Genomic DNA, 23,745 nt, shown 5'->3' with positions numbered 1-23,745 from the left:
CGGGGTCGATCAGACTCATGGCCGCCACGTCGGCAGCGACGAGAACAGTCTGGCGAACAAGGTGGCGTTCAGCGCGCCGCCATGCACATAGGTTTGCAACGCCGCGCCGTCCGCCTGGTTGGTCCACCAATAGCTGGTGTGCGAACTGGGGTTGAAGCAGAACGGCAGGTCGGGCCACGCATTCAAGGCGCGGCGCGCCAAGGGCGCCGATTCCTGCTCAAGCCCCGCGCGCAAGATGTCCATGATGTCGTTGCCCGCGCGCGGCGCGGCCGGGCTTGGCGAGGCGGCGGGCATGCGTACCTGCTGAAGGCTGCGGTCAAACTGCTCAGGCGCGCAGCCATGGCGCACGGCCGCCAGCATGCTGGCGCCCACTTGACGGTAGTAGTCGCTGGCGCCGTCCAGCATGCTGCTGTGATATTGCGCGGGCGGCAGCGCCACGACCACGCACAAGGGATAGCCGCGCCCCACGCGGTCGCGGCTTGGCGTGATGCAGCCCAGTTGCGCCACACCGGCGCCGGGCCCTGCCGGAATGGCGAAATTCCAGATCGGGGCGGACGCAAAGCTGCGCGCCGCCGCCGCGTCCGGCGCCTGCTTCAACGCCACCAGCCCGAACTGCAACCAGTGGTCCCACCACGCGATCAATTCGCGCGGCAAGCGCCGGTGCACGAAATCCCCCGCGGCCGGAATCTTGCCGTACCAGCCTACCTGCCCGCTCTCCACTCCTAGGTCCATGTCGATGTCCTGGTCACGACGCGCCGGGGCAGGCAAAAGCCTGCATCTCGGCTAGATGAAAAGGGCTTTTGACGCTGCTGGCGGTGATCTCCAGCACCACCTTGCGCCCACCCAGATCGAAGGTGGCCAAGGTGATCTCCGGCGACGCGCCACGCCGCAACTGCGCGCGGTCCAGCATGCGGTTCAGCGCCCACGGGCCCGAGGTCGTCATGCCTGCCGCGCCGACTTGCGGCGTCAACTCGATCCGCACCTGGTTGCTGCCCCGAGGCCCCGGCCATTGCACCGTGGTCGCTACCTGCGGGCCGTGCGCGTAACGCACCGACTGGCCATCCACGTCCATCACGAACTGCGTGATGCCCGCGTCCATCTCCACCGGTCGGATGGCCACGCGATACGACGGCAGGGGGTTGCCCGCCATGAAGTACACATCGCGGATGACGCCCGCGCGCTGGAACGCATCCAGCGTGGCAGAGCTGCCGCCCTGCCGGCCATCGACGCCGGGCTTGAAGCGCCAGCGCGACCCGGACACGTCGATCTGCGTCGCCAGGTTCTTCTGAAAGAAGTCGTCCATCAAGCCATTGGGCGCGAACAGCCGCGCCATGTCGTTGGGGGCCACGTCGCGCGTGGAGCGGCTGGAAAACGGATAGCGCCCCGCCACCGACTGGCCGCAGAACACGCCGATGGTGGCGGACACCGTCTCACCCATGCGTGCGCGCGCCACATCGGACACCTCGCCCGATGCATTCACCGACAACGCATTGAGCACATCGCGCAAGGGTCCTGGCAAGCGTCCGGCTTCCGCGCGCAGCTTGGTCACCGAATCCGAACTGGGGGTTGGGCTGCCGCTGCGCAACGCCGCATCCGCCGCCGTCAGATAGGTGTAGAGCTCATTGATCAGGCCCGTGGTGGCGGCGATGGGTGGCGCGGCGCCCCCGGCTCCGCCTTCGCCCTGCGCCAGCCGGCGATAGGGCTCGAAGTACTGGTCCACGATGCGTTCCAGCTTGTCATCCGACGCATCCGCGCGCGCGGCGGCGCCCGGCCCCGTCGGCCCGAACATCTGCTCCAGGGCTTCCCGCGTGCTGCTGACACGGTCGCGCGCCTGATCCACCAGCGATCGATCATCCTTGGCCGAGTCGCGCAGCAAGGATGTTTCGCGCGCGACACCGCGCACCAGTTGCACCAGCGGTGATTCCGGCGCGGACAGCGTGCGCGCCATCTGGATGTTCTGCAGCAAGGACTTGCTGGGCGCCAACTGCAAGTCATTCAGATAGGCGTCCCACTGCGCCACATAATCATTCATGTACAGGCGCTTGATGCCCGCCACCAGTTGGCGTTGCGCGGCTTGGTCCAGCACGCCCGGCGCGGGAATGTTCAAGATCCACGCATCGTCCGACCGCAGCACCTCGGCCACGCTGGACACGCGCTTGTTGAACACATCCCAATAGCCGCGATAGCTATACAGCGGCGGAATGCCCTGGCTTAACGGCTTGCCGCTCTTGCGCACGAACACGGCGCTGGCCTGCGCGCCGCCCAAGGTCACCACCGTGTTTTCAGGGGCGATATCGGTATTGGCCAGCGTCCGGCGCAAGCGGCTGTAGGCGCGTTGCGCCAGCGTGTAGCGCGCCAGCTTCTCGCGCGCCTGCGCCACCAGCGCCTCGTCCTTCGGGAACGGCGAGGCCAGCACGTGGCCCTGCGTCAGGTTGCGCAAGTGCAGCGACAACTGCTCGTACTGGCGGCGCGTGTAGCCGTCCGGCAAGGTCGATTGCATATCCGACAGCAGCCACGCATGCATGAATTCCGCGTCGTAGCGGTCTGCCTCGTACAGCATCAGATACGCGCGCAAGGCTTCGTAGGAATACTCCAGATCGCTGGCCGACGCATCCCGCAACGCGGCCTCGATGCGCCGCGCCACCTGCGGCAACAGCACCTGATCCAGCGTGTTGTCGTACACCCCCTGCGCGGCGGCTTGCAGCTTGAAACCCTGATACAGCCCGAAGCGGTAGGCAAGCGGCGGCTGGTCGATTTCAAAGCTCTCGTGGCGCGGCAGGTACCAAAGGCTGTCCAGGAACGGCATCAGCCCCAGCACGTCGCCCGTGCGCGTGATCTTGATGTCGCGCGTCAGCTTTTCCACGGCTGGTACGCGGCGCGCCACTTCGTCCACGTACCCCGAGTTGTTGCGATAGCTCAGCGCCCAGCCCGCGATCAGCGCCACGAACATCGCCGTGACGACGCCATAGCCCGCCCAATGCAGTTGTCGATAACGACGTTCCCAACGCAGGTTACGGCCCGCCAGGCCCGCCTCGCGAAAGATGACATCGCGCAGCAGATTCTTCAGGAAGTAGCTGCGGCCCTCGCCTTCGCCCGGCACGCTGGGCGCGGGCGCGGCCGCGCCATCGATGCGCAGATAGCGCTTCAGATGCCCGGTTACCTGATCGAAGGTCTCGCCGCCCTGCGTGCCGCTGGTGAAGTACACGCCCCGCGGGATAACGCGCGCTTCGAATTTCGACGTTGCAAACACATCGCTCAGGAAATGGCCCAGGATGTTCTGCAACCCGGCGAACTGCTGCGGCAGCATATAGGCCAGCGCGCGCCGCGACGGGTCTTCCTCGGCGGCCACCACTTCCGGCAAGGCGTCGTCCAGCCGCCGTTGCAGCAGCGCGTACTCGGCGTGAAAGGCCGCGTATAGATCGAAATCGGGCTCCTGCGTGCGCGCATAGGGCAAGGTGAAGCCCCACACCTGCGCCAGCTCGTCGCGGCTGAACGACGCGAAATACTCTTCGAAGCCGGACAACAGATCCGTCTTCGTCACCAGCACGTACACCGGAAACGCGATGCCCAGTTGCTCGCGCAGTTCCTGCAAGCGACGCCGCAACACCGCCGCATGCTGCGCCCGTTGCGCGTCGGACGCCGACAGCAGGTCTTCAACACTGACCGTCAACATGGCCCCGTTGATCGGCTGCCGGCCCCGGTACTTGGTCAGCAGACGCAGAAAGCCGCGCCACTCTTCCTCGTCCCCCGTGGGGTCGCTTTCATGCGTGGTGTAGCGCCCCGCCGTATCCAGCAGCACGGCGTCGTCGGTGAACCACCAATCGCAATTACGCGTGCCGCCCACTCCGCGCAGGGCCACCTTGCCGTAGCGCTCGGCCAAGGGGAAGTTCAAGCCCGAATTCACCAGGGCCGTGGTCTTGCCTGCCCCCGGCGCGCCGATGATCACGTACCAGGGCAGTTGGTACAGGTACTGTTTCGAGAACCGATCCAGCGGACGGCGCTTGCCGCGATTCTCGAAGCGCGTCTTGCGCAGCAGTTCAACGGCTTCATCAAAGCGCGCTTCCAACTGACGGATCTCGTCGTTCTCGGCGGCCTCCTCCACCGCTTTCTCGGCGCGCGGCCGGGGACGCAACTGGCCCAGCAATTGCGCGTTCAAGCGCCCTTCGCGCCACTTGCGCCACAGCCACCGCAGCAGCCATATCGCGAACATCGCCACGATCACGATGATGCGAACCACCTGGCTTTCCAGCGGCCGTACAGTCCCCACTGCAATCAGCGGCCCCGCGATCCAGATCAACAGCGCCAGCGCCACCAGCCCCAGGAAATTCCACACGCGCCGGCTGAAGAACCATCCGAACAATCGATAGATCATTCTTGGCCTCCTTGTGCGCCGCCCTCATGCGGAGCGGGCGGCACCAGCACCGTGATTTCCACGCGGCGGTTCAGCGCGCGGCCTGCCGCCGTGTCGTTAGGCGCGACCGGGTCGGCGTCTCCGCGCCCTTCGGCCCGCACGCGCGCCGACTGTCCCAAGCGTTGTTCCAGCATGTCCTTGACGGCGTCGGCGCGGGCTTGCGACAGATGCCAGTTGGACGGAAAACGCGCGCTGCGCATCGGTATGTTGTCGGTGTAGCCGCGCACAAGAATGTTGCCCTGCGTCTCGCGCAGCGCGTCCGCCACGCGCGACAGCACCGGCAAATACTGATCACGAACCGAACTCGCGCCGGACTCGAACACGCCGTCTCCGCGCAGCACCACCACGCTGCGGTCGACTTCGTCGCGCACGCTGACCAACTGGTCGCGGATCTCCGGCGCCAGGAACACCGCCAGGCGCGGCGTGGGCGCGGGCCGTTTCACCGCCGCCGGCGCAATCTGCACGACGGGCGGCTTAAGCTGGCTGATGGCTGCGAACACCCCGTCCGACTGGCTACCCAGCCGCCAACCCAACCCCCAGTACAAGGCCAGCGCCAGCACGGCGGCCAACGCGCCGAATACCCACAGCGGCACCGGCAAGCGGCGCAAGGGCGTCTGCGCGGGCTCGTCGCGCCAATGCGGCGACAAGGCAAGCGCGTACTCACCGCGCGCACCACGCAGAATGCGCAGCAAGCGCTGGCGCAGCGTTTCCAGTTGCGAGCGGCCGTTGTCCATCACGCGGTAGCGGCCTTCAAAGCCCAGCAGCAGGCAGTAGTACAGCAGCTCAAGCAAGTCCAGATGTTGCGCCGGGTTCTGCGACAGCTTGGCCAGCAGTTGGAAGAATTTTTCACCGCCCCAGGTTTCGTTGTGGAAGGTCACCAGCAGGCTATGCGCCGACCACACGCCGCCCCCGCCCCAGGGCGTCAGCGCCGCCGCTTCGTCCAGCGCGGTGCACAGGCAATAGCGCGCGCCCAGGATGGTTTCGTTCGAAATGCCCGCCTGCTGCGCGCGCAGCTCAAACTGGCGCACCTCGTCCAGCAAGTGCTCGCGCAGCATCGCGGGCGACGGATGCGCCGCCGTTGCGCGAATCTGCGGAATCAGGTCCAGCAAGGGGTTGGCCGCCGCCACCAGCGGGTTGGTGCCGCTGATGACGTAGTCGTGGGGCCGCAACCGGCTGGAAGCCTGGCCAGGGCTGTCGCCCAAGCCACCGGGCGGTGCGGACAGGGTGTGATCCGATGCATGCATAGCTGTCTCCGCGTTCAATCCCGCAACGCCCAGAACTCCATCGTCAGCCCGGGAAAGTCGCCGGCCAGATGCAGCGCAAGCGCGCCGGTGCGCTCCAACTGCTTCCAGAAGTCGCCGCTTTTATCCAGTTCGAAATACACGTGCCCCGCGCTGTAGGGAATCTGGCGCGGCGCCACCGGCAACGCGCGCACCGCCACGCCGGGTAGCTGCAAGTGCACCAGATCGCGAATACGTTCAACCGGGCCGATCTTGACCTGCGCGGGAAAGCGCGCGCGCACGGTATCGGTGCCCATGTCCGCGTGCACCGCCAGCACGAAGCCGGCGGTTTGCAGCAGTTCGGGGTCCGTGATCTGCGCCACCCGCACGCCCTGGCCCCGGTCTTGCAGCGGGATCTGCAACGCGCGCTGCTCCAGCACCGCCGACAGCGAACGGCGCAGCTCGTGCATCAGCGGTGCGAAGGTGGCTTGAAGATCGTCGTGCGCGTACTCGGGCAAACCTTCCGGACGCCGCGTGGTGGACGTGAACGTGGACAAATCGCACGCCAGCATCAGCCAGTCATGGAACAAGCGTTCGGGGTGCAGCGCGGCGCTCTGGCGCGCGTGCCACAGCGCGCCCACGTAACGGTTGACGGTTTCCAGCAGCATGAAGTCGGACACTTCGGATACGCCGCCGCGCCCCGGCTGCGACAAACGCTCGGCCAGCGCCTCGCTGCGCGCACCCAGCAGGCCGTAGAGCTCGTTGACCCACCCACGCAGCACCGGGTGCTCCCCCGCCGCCAGCCACGGCGACACGTAGCCGTCGTCCAGCACCACGCGGTTGTCCTGGCGACGCTCCACCACGCGCGCCACGCCCAGGCCCAGCCAGTCGTCGGTCAATTCGTCTTCCAGCATCAGACGCAGCCGCAGACGGCCCAGTTGCAGCAGGGCGGGTTCCAGCCCCATCGAGCCGGTGTCTTCGACCTCGGCCTCGTGCACCAGATAGCGCGCCAAGGTGTCCTCTTCGCCTTCGTAGATCACGTCGGTTGCACCGGGACGTGCACGCGGAATCGCCAGCATGACGCGCGTATCGCGTGCCTGCGGCGGCACCTCGAGCGCTGCGGGCGCGGCGGCGGGGTCAGAAAAGTCGAACGGCGTGCCGTCGGGCATGACGCCCGTGGCTTCAGTCAGCACCAGCTTGCCGATCGCCAGAGCATCTCGGTCCAAGGACAGATGGGAAAATCCCCAGAAGAACCCTTGCGCCGCCGCGCGCTGCCGCGTCGCCGCGTGCAGCACATGCCGCTCAAGCTGCTGGAAATGCTGGGGTCGCAGGAACATACCCTCCGACCAAATCACTTTGTCTCTGCTCACCATGCTCAGGTTCTCTTGTTCTCGTTTGATTTTCTGCTGCTAGAAGGGCCACCACGAACGGCTGCGGTCCACTTCTTCCAGGCCGGCGCGCGTCACCGCGACTTTCACCGTCTCCTCATTCGGCGAAAACTGCCAGACCTTGTAGATATTCGTGTTCTGCGGTTCGGGTAGCTGCACCAGCAGGCGCCACTTGCTTTGCTCAAGGTCCCGATATGCCGCCACCACCCCCACCACGCGCGCGTCGGGGTTGCCGGGGTAATGCAGCACCTTGGTATCACCCGGCCGCAAGATCACCTGCTCGGTGTTCAGCAGCTCGGTGCCCAACGCCGCACGCGCATCGGCCTGCAAGGTGAAGAAGTCGCTGGCTTCGAAGGTGCTGGCCGATTTCAATTCATAGATGGTCACCTGCACCGGCGAAGGCCTGCCGCTGGCGTTGGCGTTCACCTTCGGGTCGGCACGCAGTTCGATGGCGTAAGGCGCCGGCACGCGCTTGGCGGTGGACGAGCATCCAACGAGCAGCCCGCCCACGGCCAGGCAAGCAGCAATGCGCCGCCAACGCCCCTGGGGCCACCCTCCCGCCAAGCTTGTCCGGTGAAAAAAAGCGTTCATAAGCCCTCGGAAATAAAACCCACACGTCTGTTACGCCACGACGCAACCCCTGGGCGCAGGGCCGCTATCATCGGCGGAATATCCAAGCCAATTCGTCGTGAATCGACACGCCCGTGCCATGAAACAGCCCGTCCGTCTCAGTCTGATTGCCATTTTTGCGGTGCTTGCGGCCTGTAGTTCCTCGCCGTCGCCGCAAGCCGCCGATGCCTTGCAAGAGGTTCGCGACGAATACGCCGCCAGCCGCTTTGGCGACGTGGCGCGTACCGTGGCCACGTCCGATGCCCTGGCCTCCGCGCCCACGTCCATTCGGGTCGAGGCGCTGAAGCTTCAAGCCTTTAGCTACTGCGTCATCGGCTACCACCAACTCTGCGAAGACAGCTTCACCCGCATCCTGCAATTGCAGCCCTCGTTCGAACTTGCTCCCAACGAAGCGGGGCATCCCCAATGGGGCCCGGTCTTCAAGTCGGCCAAGGCAGCCCAGACCCGTTGATGCGCCGCCGGCGCCCAGGAGATAGGCATGAAGCTCACCGTGTTCCAACATGCCGGCGATCCGGCCTTCGAACCCATGCATGCCGAGTTCACGGCGCCCGGTGGCACGGTGGGACGCAGCCCCGAGAACCATCTTTCCCTGCCCGATGCCACGCGCGAGATCTGCCGCGTGCAGGCGGCCATCCGCATCCATGACGCGGGCACCACGGGCTTCCTGATGAACCTGAGCAGCATGAGCGCGGTGAGCGTCAACGGGCAGCTTGTCGCGCGCGATCAGGAGGTGCCGTTGAACCCGGGCGATGAACTGGAAATCGGCGCCTACCGCTTGCGGGCGGAAGCCGCCACCGCAGCCGTCATGGCCGCGGCCGATCCCGAACCCGTGGCCGCCACGGCTACCGAGGACATCTTTAGCGACCTGATCGGCCCGGGCACCTTGCCGGTGGGCAGCGCACCCGACGTGTCCACCCACCCCTTCGACCTGGATTCCGCCGCCGCGCGCAACCCTGTTGACCCCCTGCGCCATCTGCCACGCGGCGATGCCATGGTGTCGAGCCCGGTCACCGATCCGCTGGCCCTGTTCGACGCGCCCGGTGACGGCTCGCCCAGTGTCTTCACCGACGGCACGCCGTCCACCCTGCCCGCCCACGACCCGCTGGCTGAACATCGGACCCACCCCGTGGACGACGCCTTGCGCGGGCCGCGCGAGGCCACCGACGGCCGCGCCGCCTCCGATCACCTGCGCGAGATCGGTGGCTTCCTGCGCCCCGCGCCCGTGAAGAAAGCGCCCGACGACAAGGGCCGCTAGCACGACACGCTTAGGTGTAGTCATAGCGAAACTCCCCGTCAGCGGCGGATAGGCGCACACCTTGCAGCTTGCGGTCCTGCATGGACGCGCCCAGCAGTTCGCGGCTGATCTGCGGCAGCACCGTGTTGGTAAGGATGGCGTCCACCATGCGCGCCCCAGACTCCACTTCCGTGCAGCGCGCCACGACCAGCGCCGTCGCATCCTCCGCCACGTCCAGCGCCACGCCATGGTGCTCTTGCAGGCGGCGGCGCACGCGATCGAACTGCAAATCCACGATGCGCGCCAGCATGTCGTCCGACAGCGGCAGGTAAGGCACGGCCACCAGTCGACCGAGCAGCGCCGCCGGGAATGCCTGCAACAAGGGTTCACGCAATGCCGCCGCCAAGCCTTCGGCGTCCGGCATCAGCGCCGGGTCGCGGCAAAGCGCGGCGATGCGCTCCGTGCCCACGTTGGACGTCAGGATGATGACGGCGTTGCGGAAATCGATGTAGCGCCCTTCGCCGTCTTCCATCCAGCCCTTGTCGAAGACCTGGAAGAAAATCTCATGAACGTCGGGATGCGCCTTCTCGACTTCATCCAGCAGCACGACGCAATAGGGCCGCCTGCGCACGGCCTCGGTCAACACGCCGCCTTCGCCGTAGCCCACGTACCCCGGCGGCGCGCCCTTGAGCGTGGAGACGGTGTGCGACTCCTGGAACTCGCTCATGTTGATGGTGATCAGGTTCTGTTCACCGCCATACAGCGCTTCGGCCAGGGCCAGCGCGGTTTCGGTCTTGCCCACGCCGCTGGGACCGCACAACAGGAACACGCCCACCGGCTTGCCCGGATCGGTGAGCCGGGCGCGCGATGTCTGGATGCGGCGCGCCACCGCCTCCAGCGCATCACGCTGGCCGATCACGCGCTTTTCCAGCGTGTCCGCCAGGGCCAGCACGGCGTGTGCCTCGTCGCGCACCATGCGGCCCACGGGGATGCCGGTCCAGTCCGCCACCACGGCCGCCACCGCCGCCGCGTCCACGGCGGTATGTATCATCGGCGCCTCGCCCTGGCCGCTGACCAAGGCGTGCGCGGCGCTGGCCAAGGCCTGCCGTGTGCTTGCGTGTTCGGAAGCCGGCGCCGTCGGCGCGTTCAAAGTCTCGCGTAGCGAGAACACCTTTGCCGCCAACTCACGTTCGGTCTCCCAGCCAGACGCCAACGTCGCTTCCGCCAGCACCGCTTCGGCCAGTTCCGCCTTCAGGCGTTCAACGCGCTGCGCGTCGCCCGCGCCAAGATGGACTTCGTGCCGCGCAATGCGCAGCGCGGTCTCCAGCGCCTGAATGCGACGGCGCGCATCCTCCAGCGCGGGCGGCACGGCGTGCTGGCTGATCGCCACGCGCGCGCAGGCCGTATCCAGCAATGCCACCGCCTTGTCGGGCAATTGCCGCGCAGGGATGTAGCGATGCGACAAGCTCACCGCCGCCGTGATCGCCTCGTCCAGCAGCAGCACGCCGTGATGCGCCTGCAAGGTCTCGGCCAGGCCGCGCAACATGTTGAACGCGCGCGCTTCGTCCGGCTCGTGCACTTGCACCACCTGGAATCGGCGGCTTAGCGCGGGGTCCTTTTCGATATGCTTCTTGTATTCCGACCAAGTAGTTGCGCCGATGGTGCGAAGCTGACCACGCGCCAACGCGGGCTTGAGCAGGTTGGCGGCGTCCCCCGTGCCGGCCGCGCCGCCCGCGCCCACCAGCGTGTGGATCTCGTCGATGAACAGCACGATGGGGCGCACGCTTGCCTGGACCTCATCGATCACGCTGCGCAAGCGTTGTTCGAATTCGCCCTTCACGCCCGCCCCCGCTTGCAAGAGGCCGATGTCCAGCAGATACAGCGACACATCGCGCAAGGGCGGCGGCACATCGCCCGCGGCCAGTCGCAAGGCCAGGCCTTCCACCACGGCGGTCTTGCCCACGCCCGCCTCTCCGGCCAGCAGAGGGTTGTTCTGCCGGCGGCGCATCAGCACGTCGACAATCTGGCGGATCTCTTCATCGCGACCAGACACGGGGTCGATCTCGCCCGCGCGGGCCTTGGCGGTCAGGTCAACCGCAAAGCGCTCCAACGCGGCCAGGTCCTTACCCTGCGTCGGCGCATCGTCGCCAACCACGTCCGTGGCGGTGGCGGCTTCCGGCGAACCCTGCACCATCGCATCCATCTGCTCAAGCAGCTTGTCCGGCACGATGCGCGAGAACTGGGGTGACATGCCCAACAGCACGTGACGCAGCGCGTAGGTCCTGACCAGGCCCGCCAGCAGATGGCCACTGCGGATGCGCGTCGCGCCATAACGCAAGGACCCCAGCACCCACGCGCGCTCAACGGCGTGATCGATATGTTCCGATAGATCGGACACCGAACCGGCGCCGGCCGGCAGGCGGTCCATCTCGGCCGTCAGGTCGGCTTGCAATTGCCCCAGGTCCAGCTCGAACGCGCGTGCGATGCGATGCAGGTCGCTGTCTTGGGCATGCAGAATTTGATGCACCCAATGCACCAGCTCCACGTAGGGATTGCCGCGCAGTTTGCAGAATGCGGTCGCGCCCTCCAGTGCCTGGTAGAGCAGCGGATTGAGCTTTCCGAAGAGTTCGATACGACCGATATCCGACATGGCGTCATGGCGCGTTCAAGCGCGTGGTGTCCTGGAAGGTTGAGCCGGCGAGCGGCCACGTGCTGGGGTTTGTTCCCGGCGTTCATAGTCCAGCAGCAAGTCGTCGGCATCGCCCTGCGCGGGCCGGCGCTTGCCCAGCCACGCCGACAGCCCCAACGGCCGGGGCGCGCCAAGGCGCACGCCGCCTGCATCTTGCGCACGCAGCACCGGGCGCACGTCCCAGGCCAGCTCCACACCGATGTAATGCCTGACCCAATGCGTCAGTTGTTGCGCGCGCGGGCCGCCCGGCAGGAAGCTCTTGTAATCGTCCAAGGCCAGCGGGCCGATCTCGATGCGGAACTTGTGCTGCGCATCCCGCACCGCCACGCCCAGCACCGTGTCGCGCCCCAAACCCACCGCGCTGCCAAGGCCAAGCCGCTGCTCGGGTTCAAGGCGTATCCATTGCGGCACGAATTCGCGGATGCGCACCGGCAAGCCGAAGAACGTTTGCAAGATGTGCTTGAGGCCTTCCGGGTTGCGGGTCTGGCGCACCAGATGCCCCGCCATGAAGTACTTGGCATGGTCGAGCACGGCATCGCGCCGCTGCATGGACGGCTCGCCCATGTGGAGCAGGCTGGCCACATAGCGCGTGAAGCGCGCATCCTTGCGGTCCAGGCTGACCGTACTTTGCGCGTCGGCCCAGGCGCGGTAGAACAGCAGGATGAGCCGGTGATGAAACACATCGGCAAAGGCGGCCAGCGTGCGGTCGCCGTAATGCGCCATGCGTTCGTGGGCATGTTCCGTCAGATGCAGCGGCAAGGGGCCGTTCGGGCCGAACAGGCCGAAGCCGTAGATCGACACCTCTGCGGGCCGGTCGCCCTGGGCCGCCCGCACCCGCGCCACGGTGGACGGCGCGAACGCCATCGACGGCTCTTGCCGCAACCGCACGGGCTCATAACGCGCCACCGTGTCGCGCCCCAGCGGCTTGCGCGCGCCGCAATGCGCGTCGATCCAGCGCAGGGCATGGAACAGGTCGTGCGCATAGGGCTCGCGTTCCAGCGCGCGCCACCACTGCGCCTGCGCCTCGTTCGGGGCAGCGGCGCTGGGGGAAACCGGATCGGCGACGGGTTGCGTGACGTCCACCGCGTCACCCCATGTGTATCTGCTTGGCGTCCACCTTGACCAGGTCGGAACCCGTCACAAGCGTGTACGACGCATGCAGCCGCGCGCTTTGGTCGGCCTGAAAATCAATGGAGCCCGCGCGCAACTGGTCTACCTCGCTGACGCTGCGCATCGACAGACGCGCCATGAGCGTCATGCGGTCCAGCACGGCTTCGTAGTTCCGGCCCACCAGCCGCGTCTCGCCGATGGTGGCGTGCAACTGTTCGGCAACCATGCGCACACGCTTGCAGGCATGGCGTTCGTCGGCAGCTTCAACCGAGTATTCGACGGTGCGGACGCGCACGGCATCTTGGCCCTGCAACGTAAGCTCGCCCGCGCTTTCCACGCGCACGCTGCCGTCCTGTGATCGCAACACCAGGTCGCCCCGTGCCTCCAGCGTCGTTCGCGCGGGCTGCGCCTGCACCGTGACCGCGATGAGATACACGCGCGATGGGTCCGGCCCGCTGATCAGCACTTCATCACCGGGTTGCGGCGCCAGCAGGCAACTCGCGGCGCGCTGCGCAATCCACGTGCGGCCATCGCACGCAATGGCGTAGCGGCCGTCGGGTTCAATATGCAGCACTTCGCCCAGCAGATGCACGGGGTCATACGCGATACGGTTCAGGCTAACAGCGGATTTCATAATGCGCTCCGGTTCGTGAGGGGTGCCGGCCTAGACCGCGGGCCGGCGTCCCATGCGGGGCTTGAAGCGGGCAAGCTCGCCGCGCTGCAGGGTCGACAAGACCAGCTCCGACATCATGTTGATCGAGACATGGCGCGCGAAAAACTGTTCAAGCACGGCGCCAAACAAATACGGGCTGATGCCGGAAAAGGCTCCCTCGTCCACTTCCAGCGCAATGCGCACGCCGCGTCCATGCACGATGGGACCCGGCACCGGCAGGCGGTGATACACGGGCTTGGCGCTGACATGCCGCAGCCCGGAAATATGCTTGCGCACCACCGGGTCGGCCAGGTTGCCGTAGACGTGCAGCATCTCGCGCAGCGTTTGCGCGCCCTGCTCCGTGTCCAGGTCCGTCAGGCTCAGGTAGTTCAGGCCCAGGTGGCTGATCAAATGCCAGGTGGCGGCGTTCTCGGCCAGCGCCGCGCAGGGGCGTGTGGGGCCGTGCAGCACCTTCACCGCGCGCACGGGCGCCGACACACGCAGTGTCATGTCCGTGTCCGTCCCCAAGGGCAACAACATCGCCATGTCCCGATTGGTACAGAGCGTTTCCAGCGACACATGGCGCAATTGGCCAGAGAACGGCGCTTCGTGCCGGTCCACCAGCGACAGGAACACTTCGCTGCCGGTGTAGCCGGTGCGCGTGCCGTTGCGCTGGGCGGTGTCCGAAATCAGCCGGGGCTCGCGACGCACGGAGTAGTACGCGCCGTAGTCATCCGGGTCGCTGCCTAGGGATCCATAAAACGGGCGGAACTCCTGCTCTTGTTGCTGCGCGGAGGCGTGACCGGTCACGCGCGTGACGCCGAACACTTCGTAGTCCAAAGGGCGGCTGCGATCGACCACCACGTGATACTCGGACGTGCGCGGCGTGATCGCCACGCGGTCCGCGCGCTTGGGGAACAGATTGATCACCGGTGCGCAGTGCAGCGCCAGGTTGTCGGCCGATATCGCCCCTTCCAGTTCCGGCGCGGCCACGGAAAACAGGAAGGTCAGATCGAATGCGCGGGTGTCGCGTGGCGTGCCTTGCGATGGCGATTGCGCCGCGCCGGGTGAGCCCGCGCCCGCCCTCGCCCCCGTCTTCAAGCCCGCTTTCAACCCATTCACACTGAAGAACAGATAACGCTGCGCAAAGGCGAAGTATTCCTGCAACAAGCGATAGCCCTGGAATACGCGTGCATCGCCCGGCAACAGCGCCTGGTCATCCGCAAACCCTTCGTGACGCAAGGCGGCGGCCGGCAGCTTGTTGATCCACGCCACCGGCCGCGCCGTGTCGTGGCCCAGCACCGCCACCGTATGCCCCATCAACACTTCCAGCAGGCGCTGCATCTGCAGATCTTGCCCGTTCAGATGGAACACCAGTTGATCAAGATCCAGGTCTTCCAGGCGCTGGCCGCCGCCGATTTCGATGCGGATGCGCAGCGCGCTAAGCACGCGTCCGGTCCGGCCCGCCAGGCCCAGGCGCGCCAGCGGCAGATCCTGCGGCGTGGCGGTGAAGTCGGCCTGGGTGACTTGCAGCGGCCACAGGCGCACGGCGTGCCCGGTCGTGAACTCGCAAGGCGTCTGCTCGCCACGCGGCACGCGGCCACGCAGCAGCGTGCCGCGCGGCAGTTCAAAGCCGCCCGCCAGCGTGCCCTCGTTCATGCTGGGCGAAAACTGCACGATCGCCATCGACGGTGTGGGCGCCAGATAGTTGGGATACACCACTTCCAGCAAGCGCTGCGAGAAGCGCGGAAACTCCGCGTCCATCTTCATCTGGATGCGCGCGGTCAGAAAGCTGAAGCCTTCCAGCAGACGTTCAACATACGGGTCCGCCACTTCCGTCGCGTTCATGCCCAAGCGGCCCGCCACCTTGGGGTGCGCCTGCGCGAACTCCGCTCCCAGCTCGCGCAGATACACGAGCTCGCGGTTGTAGTAGTCCAGTAAACGGGCGTCCATCAGAGTCCGCCCAGATCGCGCAGATCCATGTGGCCGCTTTCCAGATCGATATCCGTGCGGAACAGGAACTCAAGCGGATGCGGCACGCACCAGAGCATGCCCCGGATCTCAAGGCTCAGCACGTTGTGATGTTCCAGCGTGCCCGTGTCCGTCACGCAGCGCACCTCGACCGAGGAATCCAGAATGCGCGGTTCAAACGCAGAGATTGCATTGCGGATGGACTCTTCCACGTCGATCCAGTCGATCTCCGACATGCGTTTTCCGGCCATCGCGCGTACGCCGAAATTCACCGTCGACGTGGCGACAGGACGATGCGCCGACAGATCCTGCGATGTCTGCAAGTTGACCGTGTTCAGCAGCCAGCGCAGATCTCGCAACACGGCCGCGCGCAACTGCTCATGCGTGAGCATGGCGCTGTCGCGCGGCTCTTGGCGACGCGCCGGCTCGTTGTCCATCAAGCGATCCAGCAATGACGGCTGAAGACGGTCCCGCGCCGCGCGCGGGGTGCGCGGCGCGCGAGCAAGGGGTTCCCAACGGGCGGTATCGTCGGCGTGGCCCATCACGCAAGCTCCAGGCTACGAAGGTCGAGCAGCGCGAATTCGCCCACGTCGGTCAGCCACATCTTCTGGCCCTCGCCCGCATAGGTGTCGGCATACAGCGGCCGCCATTCGGTCACCCGTCCCAGCTTGACCGCGTCAGGCAGGTCGATCATGCGAGCGCCCGGCGCGGGCGGATAGCGCGCCGGCACCAAGCCTTGCAGCGTGCGGCCGCCAAGCAGTTCGATCTCGGCGCGCGCCCACACCAGGTCGCACAGGCCTTCCGGCGCCAGCAGGCGCACCCGCTTGAGCGCCGCGAAGGGCAGCCACACGTAGCGCCCCGCGCCCAGGAACTCGAAGACGGGTCCCAGGCGGCTGTCGCCGTCGCAGATCCACTGAAATGGCAGCGGCGCGTCCTGCATGACCCCTTGCAGCCGGCCCGCGCCCGCCGTGGCGTCCTGCAAGGCCTGGGCACGCAGATCGGCGGCCTGGGCCTTGGGTCCGCGCTCATCCTGGCTCAATGCCGACATCAGGGCCTGCATCCACGCATCGGCTTCGCTCAGCAAGACCGGCTGGCCCTGTCCCGCCAGCACGGCTTCGCGCTCGCGCTCTGCCGCGATGGCGCTGGCGTACAGCGCCATCATCGGCCGCGCCTGCGCACTCAGCGCGCCACACACGCTCAGTTGTTCAGCGGCGCGCGCCCAATCCCCCTGCACCACCAGCAGTTGAAACAATTGCGCGCGCAAGTCCGCGTCGGCCGGCCGGCGGCGAATCTGCGCCTGCACCTCGTCCAACTGGCCAGACAGGCTGATCGCGCCGAAAGGAACGGCAACTATAGACATGGAGGCTCCGCGCTAACCGACTTCCTTGTTCTGCTTGATATCCCAAGCCACCAGGCTTTCGGCGCCCTTGCCGCCCTTTTCGGTCTGCTCCCAGTACTGCTGCTTGACCTTGGCTGCCTGGAACGCGAAGTTCACCACCACGCCTTCGGCGCTGCGGTCGCCGGAGATCTGCACCGAAGACACGATTACGTCTTCCAGCGTGATCTTGGAGTACTCGATCTGCTCGCCGCCCGCCTTGCACATGGACAGCTCGATCTTGCCCAGGTGCTTGCCGCTGGCGCAGTGCTTCATCACGGCGGGCGCCGCCTTGTCGATACGCGCCACCACGTGCAGGTCGTTGAAGCTGGCCTTGCCCGCCCCCAAGCCGCCGCCGCTGGCCAGGTTGCCCGGCTGCGTCGCGCCCCACGAGAAGGACACGATATCCGTCCAGTCCTTGTGGTTGGCGTCTTTGGATTCGCCGTTGGCGCCATCGATTTTCATGAACATATCCACAGCCACATCTGTCTCCTGAAGTTATCGGGCGCGGCTGCGCCCATCTCGTCTGAGGCTCAGCCTTCGTTCTGCTTAAGCGAAGGCAGCTTGGACACCAGCCGCAGCGACACCGTCAGCCCTTCAAGCTGATAGTGCGGCCGCAAGAAAAACTTGGCGGAGTAATAGCCCGGGTTGTCTTCGATTTCCTGCACTTGCACCTCAGCCGCCGCCAAGGGCTTGCGCGCCTTGGTTTCCTGCGACGAGTTCACCGGATCACCATCCACGTAATTCATGATCCAGTCGTTCAGCCAGCGCTCCATGTCGTCGCGTTCGCGGAACGAGCCGATCTTGTCGCGCACGATGCACTTCAGGTAGTGCGCGAACCGGCAGCACGCAAAGAGGTACGGCAGGCGCGCGGCCAGCTTGGCATTGGCGGACGCATCGGCCTCGTAGTACTCGTGCGGCTTCTGCAAGGACTGCGCACCGATGAAGGCCGCGAAGTCGGAGTTCTTGCGATGCACCAGCGGCATGAAGCCGTTCTTGGCCAGCTCGGCCTCGCGCCGATCGCTGATGGCGATTTCGGTCGGGCACTTCATGTCCACACCGCCGTCATCGCTGGGAAAGCTGTGGCAGGGCAGGTTTTCCACCGCGCCGCCCGACTCCACGCCCCGGATCGACGTGCACCAGCCGTACAACTTGAACGAGCGGTTCACGTTCGCCGCCATCGCGTACGCGGAATTGGCCCAGGTGTAGCGGTCGTGGTTGGCGCCGTCGGTGTCTTCTTCAAAGTCGAACTCGTCCACCGGATTGGTGCGCGCGCCATAAGGCAGGCGGGCCAGGAAGCGCGGCATCGCCAGCCCGATGTAGCGCGAGTCCTCGGACTCGCGCAGGCTGCGCCAGGCGGCGTATTCGGTGTTGGTGAAGATCTTGGTCAGGTCGCGCGGGTTGGCCAGTTCCTGCCACGAATCCATCTGCATCACGTTGGGCGATGCACCGGCAATGAAAAGGCAATGCGCGGCGGACGAGATCTTGGCAATCTCACCCAGCAGTTCCACATCGGGCGGACTGTGGTCGAAGTGGTAGTCGCCCACCAGGCAGCCGATGGGCTCGCCGCCGAACTGGCCATACTCTTCTTCGTACACGCGCTTGAAGATGGGGCTTTGGTCCCAGCCCACGCCCTTGTGGCGCTTGAGCGTGCGCCCCAGCTCCGCCTTCGAGATACTCATCACGCGAATCTTCAACAGCTCGTCGGTTTCGGTGTTGGTGACCAGGTAATGCAGGCCACGCCACGCGCCCTCCAACTGCTGGAATTCGGGGTGGTGCATCACACGGTTGATCTGCTCGGACAGCTTGCGGTCGATCTCGGCGATGATCGCCTGGATGGTGCGGTAGGCATCCGACGACAGCCCGACGCCGCTGTTCTCAAGCGCCTGATGCGCCAGCGTGCGCACGGCGTGTTCCACCGCCTCGCGCGCCTGCTCGGTCTTGGGCTTGAATTCTTTCTTCAGGAGCGCGGACAGGTCGTCGGCGTCCAGGGTATCGACAGCGCGCGCGTCCGCGCGTTTGGCCACTGCGGTCATGGCATTCTCCGAAAAGCGGTTCAAGCGGAACTAGGCGGCCGGGTCCGTGGCTGCGGGGTCGGATGCAGGCGTTGCTTCAGGCTTGGGTGCGGCCGCCAGTGCGTTCATCAGCGCGGGGTTCTTGAGCACGTTGCCGATCAGTTCCTCGGCGCCCGACTTGCCGTCCATGTAGGTCAGCAGGTTGGCCAGTTGGGTCCGCGCGCTTAACAGCTCGTTCAATGCACCGACCTTCTTGGCAACCGTGGCCGGCGAGAAATCGTCGATGCTCTCGAACGTGATATCAACGTTCAAGTTGCCTTCGCCGGTCAGCGTGTTGTCCACCTGGAACGCCGCGCGCGGCTGGATCGAACGCATGCGTTCGTCGAAGTTGTCGATATCGATGTCCAGGAACTTGCGCTCGCCCACTTCGGGCTGGGGCGTTTCGGACTTGCCGGCCAGGTCGGCCAGCACGCCCATCACGAAGGGCAACTGGATCTTGCGCTCCGCGCCATAGATCTCCACGTCGTACTCGATCTGCACACGCGGCGCGCGGTTTCTGGCAATGAACTTCTGGCCGCTTCCTTTCAGGCTGGTCGCCATGGTGTTGTCTCCTCTTGTTTATGTGGGGGCTGGCCCGCCCTACGAATCCGGCCGGCTCTCCGTGTCGCGCGGCAACCATGCCTCGAATTGCTCAAGGCCTTGGGGCGCCAGGTTTTTGATGATGTCGTGAAAGCTCAACGGAATGAGTTGCTGGGTGCGGCGGATCAGATAGGGCGCGGGGTGGCCGGGCTCGTTGGCCTCGAAGTACGCGCTTACCTTGCTCAGCATGGCCATGGCGTCGTCCCGCGACTGAATGCGCGCGTCCTGCCAGCGCACGTCGGCGTTGGATGTGGTGTTGGGTGCAGCTCCGCTGGCGGATGCGTCAGACGCCTGCGCCGAGTCATCCTGGAGGGCGGCTTGCGGCGGCGCAGACATTCCGGCCGCATCAGAGGACACCTGCGGCCCATCTCGCGCGGCATCCAGCACGACATTCAGCGTGCGCAGGACAGCGGTGTAATCAGGCGTCCACGTGGGGCCCAATTTGTCCGTCACCAGTTTCTGTATGCGCCGCAGCGCATCCGCGGCGGAGGCCAGCGCCAGCACATCGGCTTCGCGTTGCGCCCAGGCTTCGCGCAAGCGCGCGACCACGCGGGGACGCCCGCCCGGATAGCATTCGGCATCCTGGCGGCTGCCATCCAGCAACGCCTCGGTTTCGCGCAAGGACAATTGCCCATGCACACCATTGACCAGGCTCGCCGAGCGCACGCTGCGCGCGCAGCCCTGCATATCGCCAAACGCCGCCAGCGCGTTCATGCGCGGCATCGGATCGTCTTCGCCCACGCTATCCAGACGCGGATGCACGGGTTCCCAATAGCGTTCAAGGGTGTCGACGGCCAGCGCCAGCCCGTCTGCGTAACCCGGCAGGCCGCGGATCTCGGTCCAGGCACAGGTCAACAGGCCGATCACGCGCAGATCTCGCGTGCGTTCAAGCAGCGCGCGGGCCAGGCGTTCGACCTCGCGCCAGTCAGGCGGCTGCGCGGCGATGATGGTCGAGCCGAACTGCTGTTCGTCCCGGCCGGCCGCGGCTCGCTGCAACTGCAGGAAGTCAGCGTCGTATTCAAGGTCTTCCCCGCAGGGCAGACGTGAATCGAGTGTATTGAGGATATCGGCGAAGTCCATAGTCATTGCTTAGATGCCTGGGGATGCTGCCTGGAACCAACCACTACGCTCCGCGCTGCTTCACGGAAGGGAGAATTCTAGGCACGTCTTTCCGTATGCAACGAACAACTCACAACTTCAGATTTTTCTTACAAGCAGCTAACAAGCACTAAACAAATGCACACTTTCCGCCCTGCTGTACTGATGTTTTGACATATTCCTTACGCGACAGGGGTGTCGGCGCAAGCGTTGTTACCGAACCGTAAAAAACACAAAAGCATGTGTTTGCGCTTCTCGCCCGCTTTGCACGCTGCCTACAATCGGCGCTCACGCTGGCGACAGACCGGCGCGTAAACAGATTCAGAGACAGACGTCCCCGGCATCGGTGCTCCCGTCTTCACGACGGCACCCGCCCTTTTGCAAGCGGTCCATGACTTGGCCGGCCATCACATTGCAGTCAATGCGGCGCGCGCCATTTGCGTGCTCGCGCAACACTCGTAGCAGCAAGCGCAGCAGCTTTGAATTCTCATAAGGAGACGATGAGATGGACCGCACCGTGCCAAGCGAACGCGTCGTCAAGGCGCATACGCCCTTGCCGCCAGAGCAATTGAAGTTTCGCGGCATGCACGGCGCGGAAAGCCTGTCGCAGCTATTTGAATTTGAAGTCGAGCTGGTCTCGGAGTCTTATTCGCTGGACATGAAATCGCTGCTTGGCAAACCGCTGACGCTCGAGATCGAGACCACGCCGGGCGCACCGCGCTATCTCAGCGGACACATCACCCGCTGCGTGCTGGTGGGCCGCGAGAACAACACGTCGCGCTACACCATCTACCGCGCCACGGTGCGGCCGTGGCTCTGGTACCTGACGCAAACGTCGGACAACAAGATCTTCCAGAACAAGAACGTGCCCGACGTGATCCGCGAGGTGCTCAAGGACTACAGCTACCCCGTCGAGTTCAAGCTGACGGAGACGTATCGCAATTGGGAATACTGCGTGCAATACCAGGAAACCGACTACGCCTTCATCTGCCGCTTGATGGAACACGAAGGCATTTATTTCTGGTTCAAACACGACAAGGGCAAGCACACGCTGGTGCTGACCGACGACATCACGCAGCACGAACCCGTGCCTGACTACGAGCAGATTCCCTATTACGGCCCTGACCGCATCACCGTTCCGCGCGAAGACTACATCCACAAATGGGAAGTCGCCGAACAGATCACACCCGGCGCGTTCGCCACCACCGACTATCACCCGCTGACGCCCGCCGCCAGCCTGGAAGCGCGGCGCAACAACCCCGGGGCGTATGACCACGGCGATCTGGAAATGTACGAATGGCAGGGCGGCTACACCAACCCCGACGACGCCGAACACTACACGCGCGTGCGGCTGCAAGACCTGCAATGCCGGCAGGAACAGAGCACCGGTGCGTCGAACGCGCGCGGGCTTTCCACGGGCCATCTGTTCACGCTGCGCAACCATCCACGGCAAGCCGAAAACCGCGAGTACCTCGTCGTCAGCATCTACTACCGCATCCGTGAAACGGGCTACGCCAGCGGCCAGATCGATCCGGGTGACTTTGATCTGGAATTCGTTGTGTTGCCCTCCAGCACGCAGTTTCGCGCGCCGCGCATCACGCCGATTCCCCGCACACACGGGCCACAGACTGCGACGGTGGTGGGCAAGCAGGGCGAGGAAATCTGGACCGACAAGATGGGCCGCGTCAAAGTGCAGTTTCATTGGGACCGCTACGGCAAGAAAGACGAAAACAGTTCGTGCTGGGTGCGTGTGTCCAGCCCATGGGCCGGCGGGGGCTTTGGCGGCATCCAACTGCCGCGCATACGCGACGAAGTGATCGTGGATTTCATTGGCGGGCAGCCCGACCGCCCCATCGTGATCGGGCGCGTCTTCAACGCGAACAACCTGCCGCCGTGGGACCTGCCCGACAACGCCACGCAAAGCGGTTTCTTGAGCCGCTCGAAAAGCGGCACGCCCGCCACCGCGAATGCGCTGATGTTTGAAGACAAGAGCGGCTGCGAACGCATCTGGCTGCACGCCGAGCGCGAGCTCTGCACCGAGGTCGAAGCCAACGAAACGCACACGACGGACCTGAACCGCAGCACGACGATCGGCGAGAACGACACCACCAAGATCGGCGGCTTTCGCGACATCAACATCACCGGCACCGACAACTTGAAAGTCGGCAAGCGCCGCGACGTCTTCGTCACGGGACACGAGGAATACACTGTCAAGGCATCGCGCACGGTCAACGTGAAAGACGGCCTGATGGATGAGAAGTTCGACAACGGTTTGAAGACCACCGTGGCCGCCAAGGGCGAAGAACGCGAGGTCACGGGGCTGTTCAAGGAAACGTTGAAGACGGGCCAACAGGTCTACGTCAACAGCGGCAACTCGCTGCATCACGTCAAGGAAGGCACGCTGACCGAGAAGGCCAAGGGCAAGGTTGAAGTGTTGTCCACCGACGCGAACATGGACGTGAAAGCCAAGACCGCGATGCTGGTGCAGTCGGAAACCGCCACGATGGACATCAAGTCCAAAGGCAAGGCGCACATGGAATCGGAAGGTTCCACGGTGACGGTCAAGGCCAAGGGCAACATCACCCTGGAAACACCGGCGGATGTCGTGATGGACGCCGCCAACGTCAAGGATCTGTCGAAAGAAAGCTGGCTGCAAGCCACGCCGTTTTCGATCGGCCTGGCGGTGGCGAAGGCGGAATTCGGGCTGCATCGCGTTGCGCTGTTTCGCACCACGGTCATGTTGAATTTGTCGTTCACGAACTATGCCGCGGTCAGCAGCATCGGCCAGTTGGTGTCGTATCGCACAACCGGGTCCAGCTACGCCTTCGATATGCAGAAGGCAGAGCAGGTGGGCCTGGGCGCATCCATGGTCGGGCTGTGGACCATCATCTGAGGCGCCCATGTCCGACTTCGTGACGGCCTGGCCGGATTGGGGCAAGTGGGTGGTGCTGGGCCTGCTGTTATCGGGCGCGCAGGCGATGTTCATGCTTCGGCGCGAACGCAAGCGCCGGGCAACGGGGCGCGCGGACGCGCAGCGGCTCGACACCGTGCGCGCCACCGGCGTGGCCAGCACCGCGCGCGTGACCGCTGCGCGCGACACGCGCACCCGTATTGGCGAGTCGCTGTATTTCATCATCGAGCTGGACCTGGACGTGGCTGCGACCGCCACCACGCCGGCCTTGACCCGCACGGTGCGCGTGCCGCTATCGCCACTGCACCTGGCTGAGTTCGGCGTGGGCAAGACCGTGCAGGTGCGCGTTCAGGATGATGGGGCCACGCATGAAGTCGCCATTGACCAGGCCACCGGATAACG

At 65.4% G+C, this 23,745-nt stretch carries 19 protein-coding genes; 4 read left to right on the top strand and 15 right to left on the bottom strand.

The window, feature by feature from the left end; genetic code table 11:
- Positions 1–15 precede the first annotated feature (15 nt).
- From tagF to tssJ, 5 genes are read right to left on the bottom strand one after another with little or no spacing between them, the layout of a single operon-like run.
- Positions 16–732 carry a type VI secretion system-associated protein TagF gene (gene tagF / locus CVS48_RS06730; RefSeq protein ID WP_100853766.1) on the bottom strand — a complete coding sequence of 239 codons (717 nt, stop codon included), beginning with the start codon at positions 730–732 and terminating at the stop codon, positions 16–18.
- A gap of 13 nt (positions 733–745) precedes the next feature.
- On the bottom strand, positions 746–4,372 hold the full coding sequence (gene tssM / locus CVS48_RS06725; RefSeq protein ID WP_100853765.1) for a type VI secretion system membrane subunit TssM: 3,627 nt from the start codon (positions 4,370–4,372) through the stop codon (positions 746–748).
- Entirely contained in the window at positions 4,369–5,655 is a 1,287-nt protein-coding gene (locus CVS48_RS06720) for a DotU family type VI secretion system protein (RefSeq protein ID WP_100853764.1), read from the bottom strand. The genes tssM and CVS48_RS06720 overlap by 4 nt, the downstream gene beginning before the upstream one ends.
- Before the next feature lie 14 nt (positions 5,656–5,669).
- Positions 5,670–7,004 (bottom strand): type VI secretion system baseplate subunit TssK, encoded by a 1,335-nt coding sequence (gene tssK / locus CVS48_RS06715; RefSeq protein WP_100853763.1) that lies wholly within the window; start codon positions 7,002–7,004, stop codon positions 5,670–5,672.
- A 36-nt stretch (positions 7,005–7,040) separates the two neighbouring features.
- Positions 7,041–7,610, bottom strand: a complete 570-nt coding sequence (gene tssJ, locus CVS48_RS06710; RefSeq protein ID WP_100853762.1) for a type VI secretion system lipoprotein TssJ — start codon at positions 7,608–7,610, stop codon at positions 7,041–7,043.
- Between the two features lie 118 nt (positions 7,611–7,728).
- Between tssJ and CVS48_RS06705 the strand changes: the two genes are divergently transcribed.
- Together CVS48_RS06705 and CVS48_RS06700 are read left to right on the top strand one after the other, a co-directional pair.
- A complete protein-coding gene (locus CVS48_RS06705) occupies positions 7,729–8,100 on the top strand; it encodes a TssQ family T6SS-associated lipoprotein (RefSeq protein ID WP_100853761.1) in 372 nt (123 codons plus the stop codon).
- A gap of 27 nt (positions 8,101–8,127) precedes the next feature.
- On the top strand, positions 8,128–8,904 hold the full coding sequence (locus CVS48_RS06700; RefSeq protein WP_100853760.1) for an FHA domain-containing protein: 777 nt from the start codon (positions 8,128–8,130) through the stop codon (positions 8,902–8,904).
- A 10-nt stretch (positions 8,905–8,914) separates the two neighbouring features.
- Here CVS48_RS06700 and tssH read toward each other — a convergent pair whose 3' ends face one another.
- The 10 genes from tssH to tssA are packed head-to-tail and all read right to left on the bottom strand — an operon-like array spanning position 8,915 to position 20,420.
- Positions 8,915–11,533 carry a type VI secretion system ATPase TssH gene (tssH, locus tag CVS48_RS06695; RefSeq protein WP_100853759.1) on the bottom strand — a complete coding sequence of 873 codons (2,619 nt, stop codon included), beginning with the start codon at positions 11,531–11,533 and terminating at the stop codon, positions 8,915–8,917.
- A 15-nt stretch (positions 11,534–11,548) separates the two neighbouring features.
- The gene (gene tssG / locus CVS48_RS06690; protein ID WP_100853758.1) at positions 11,549–12,655 is read right to left on the bottom strand and encodes a type VI secretion system baseplate subunit TssG; all 1,107 of its coding nucleotides are present in this window, start codon (positions 12,653–12,655) and stop codon (positions 11,549–11,551) included.
- Between the two features lie 4 nt (positions 12,656–12,659).
- The gene (locus tag CVS48_RS06685) at positions 12,660–13,316 is read right to left on the bottom strand and encodes a DUF3540 domain-containing protein (protein ID WP_100853757.1); all 657 of its coding nucleotides are present in this window, start codon (positions 13,314–13,316) and stop codon (positions 12,660–12,662) included.
- A gap of 30 nt (positions 13,317–13,346) precedes the next feature.
- Positions 13,347–15,287, bottom strand: coding sequence for a type VI secretion system baseplate subunit TssF (gene tssF, locus CVS48_RS06680; RefSeq protein ID WP_100853756.1), 1,941 nt, complete (start codon positions 15,285–15,287; stop codon positions 13,347–13,349).
- On the bottom strand, positions 15,287–15,847 hold the full coding sequence (gene tssE / locus CVS48_RS06675) for a type VI secretion system baseplate subunit TssE (RefSeq protein ID WP_100853755.1): 561 nt from the start codon (positions 15,845–15,847) through the stop codon (positions 15,287–15,289). The genes tssF and tssE overlap by 1 nt, the downstream gene beginning before the upstream one ends.
- Positions 15,847–16,665: a type VI secretion system accessory protein TagJ gene (locus CVS48_RS06670; protein WP_100853754.1), complete on the bottom strand. Its 819-nt coding sequence runs from the start codon at positions 16,663–16,665 to the stop codon at positions 15,847–15,849. Before CVS48_RS06670 ends, tssE begins: the two co-directional genes overlap by 1 nt.
- 12 nt (positions 16,666–16,677) lie before the next feature.
- The gene (locus CVS48_RS06665; RefSeq protein ID WP_167400955.1) at positions 16,678–17,163 is read right to left on the bottom strand and encodes an Hcp family type VI secretion system effector; all 486 of its coding nucleotides are present in this window, start codon (positions 17,161–17,163) and stop codon (positions 16,678–16,680) included.
- A gap of 50 nt (positions 17,164–17,213) precedes the next feature.
- Positions 17,214–18,716: a type VI secretion system contractile sheath large subunit gene (gene tssC / locus CVS48_RS06660; RefSeq protein ID WP_100853753.1), complete on the bottom strand. Its 1,503-nt coding sequence runs from the start codon at positions 18,714–18,716 to the stop codon at positions 17,214–17,216.
- 30 nt (positions 18,717–18,746) lie between these two features.
- Entirely contained in the window at positions 18,747–19,295 is a 549-nt protein-coding gene (gene tssB, locus CVS48_RS06655; protein WP_100853752.1) for a type VI secretion system contractile sheath small subunit, read from the bottom strand.
- A gap of 39 nt (positions 19,296–19,334) precedes the next feature.
- Positions 19,335–20,420: a type VI secretion system protein TssA gene (gene tssA, locus CVS48_RS06650; protein WP_242001349.1), complete on the bottom strand. Its 1,086-nt coding sequence runs from the start codon at positions 20,418–20,420 to the stop codon at positions 19,335–19,337.
- A gap of 517 nt (positions 20,421–20,937) precedes the next feature.
- Here tssA and CVS48_RS06645 point away from each other — a divergent pair.
- Entirely contained in the window at positions 20,938–23,325 is a 2,388-nt protein-coding gene (locus CVS48_RS06645; protein ID WP_100853750.1) for a type VI secretion system Vgr family protein, read from the top strand.
- Between the two features lie 7 nt (positions 23,326–23,332).
- Positions 23,333–23,743 carry a hypothetical protein gene (locus tag CVS48_RS06640; RefSeq protein ID WP_100853749.1) on the top strand — a complete coding sequence of 137 codons (411 nt, stop codon included), beginning with the start codon at positions 23,333–23,335 and terminating at the stop codon, positions 23,741–23,743.
- Positions 23,744–23,745: the final 2 nt, after the last annotated feature.

Source organism: Achromobacter spanius, from assembly GCF_002812705.1.
GTDB classification, from domain to species: domain Bacteria; phylum Pseudomonadota; class Gammaproteobacteria; order Burkholderiales; family Burkholderiaceae_B; genus Achromobacter; species Achromobacter spanius.
Note: the sequence above shows the minus strand (reverse complement) of the source record. Positions and strands in the feature narration are given on the sequence as shown.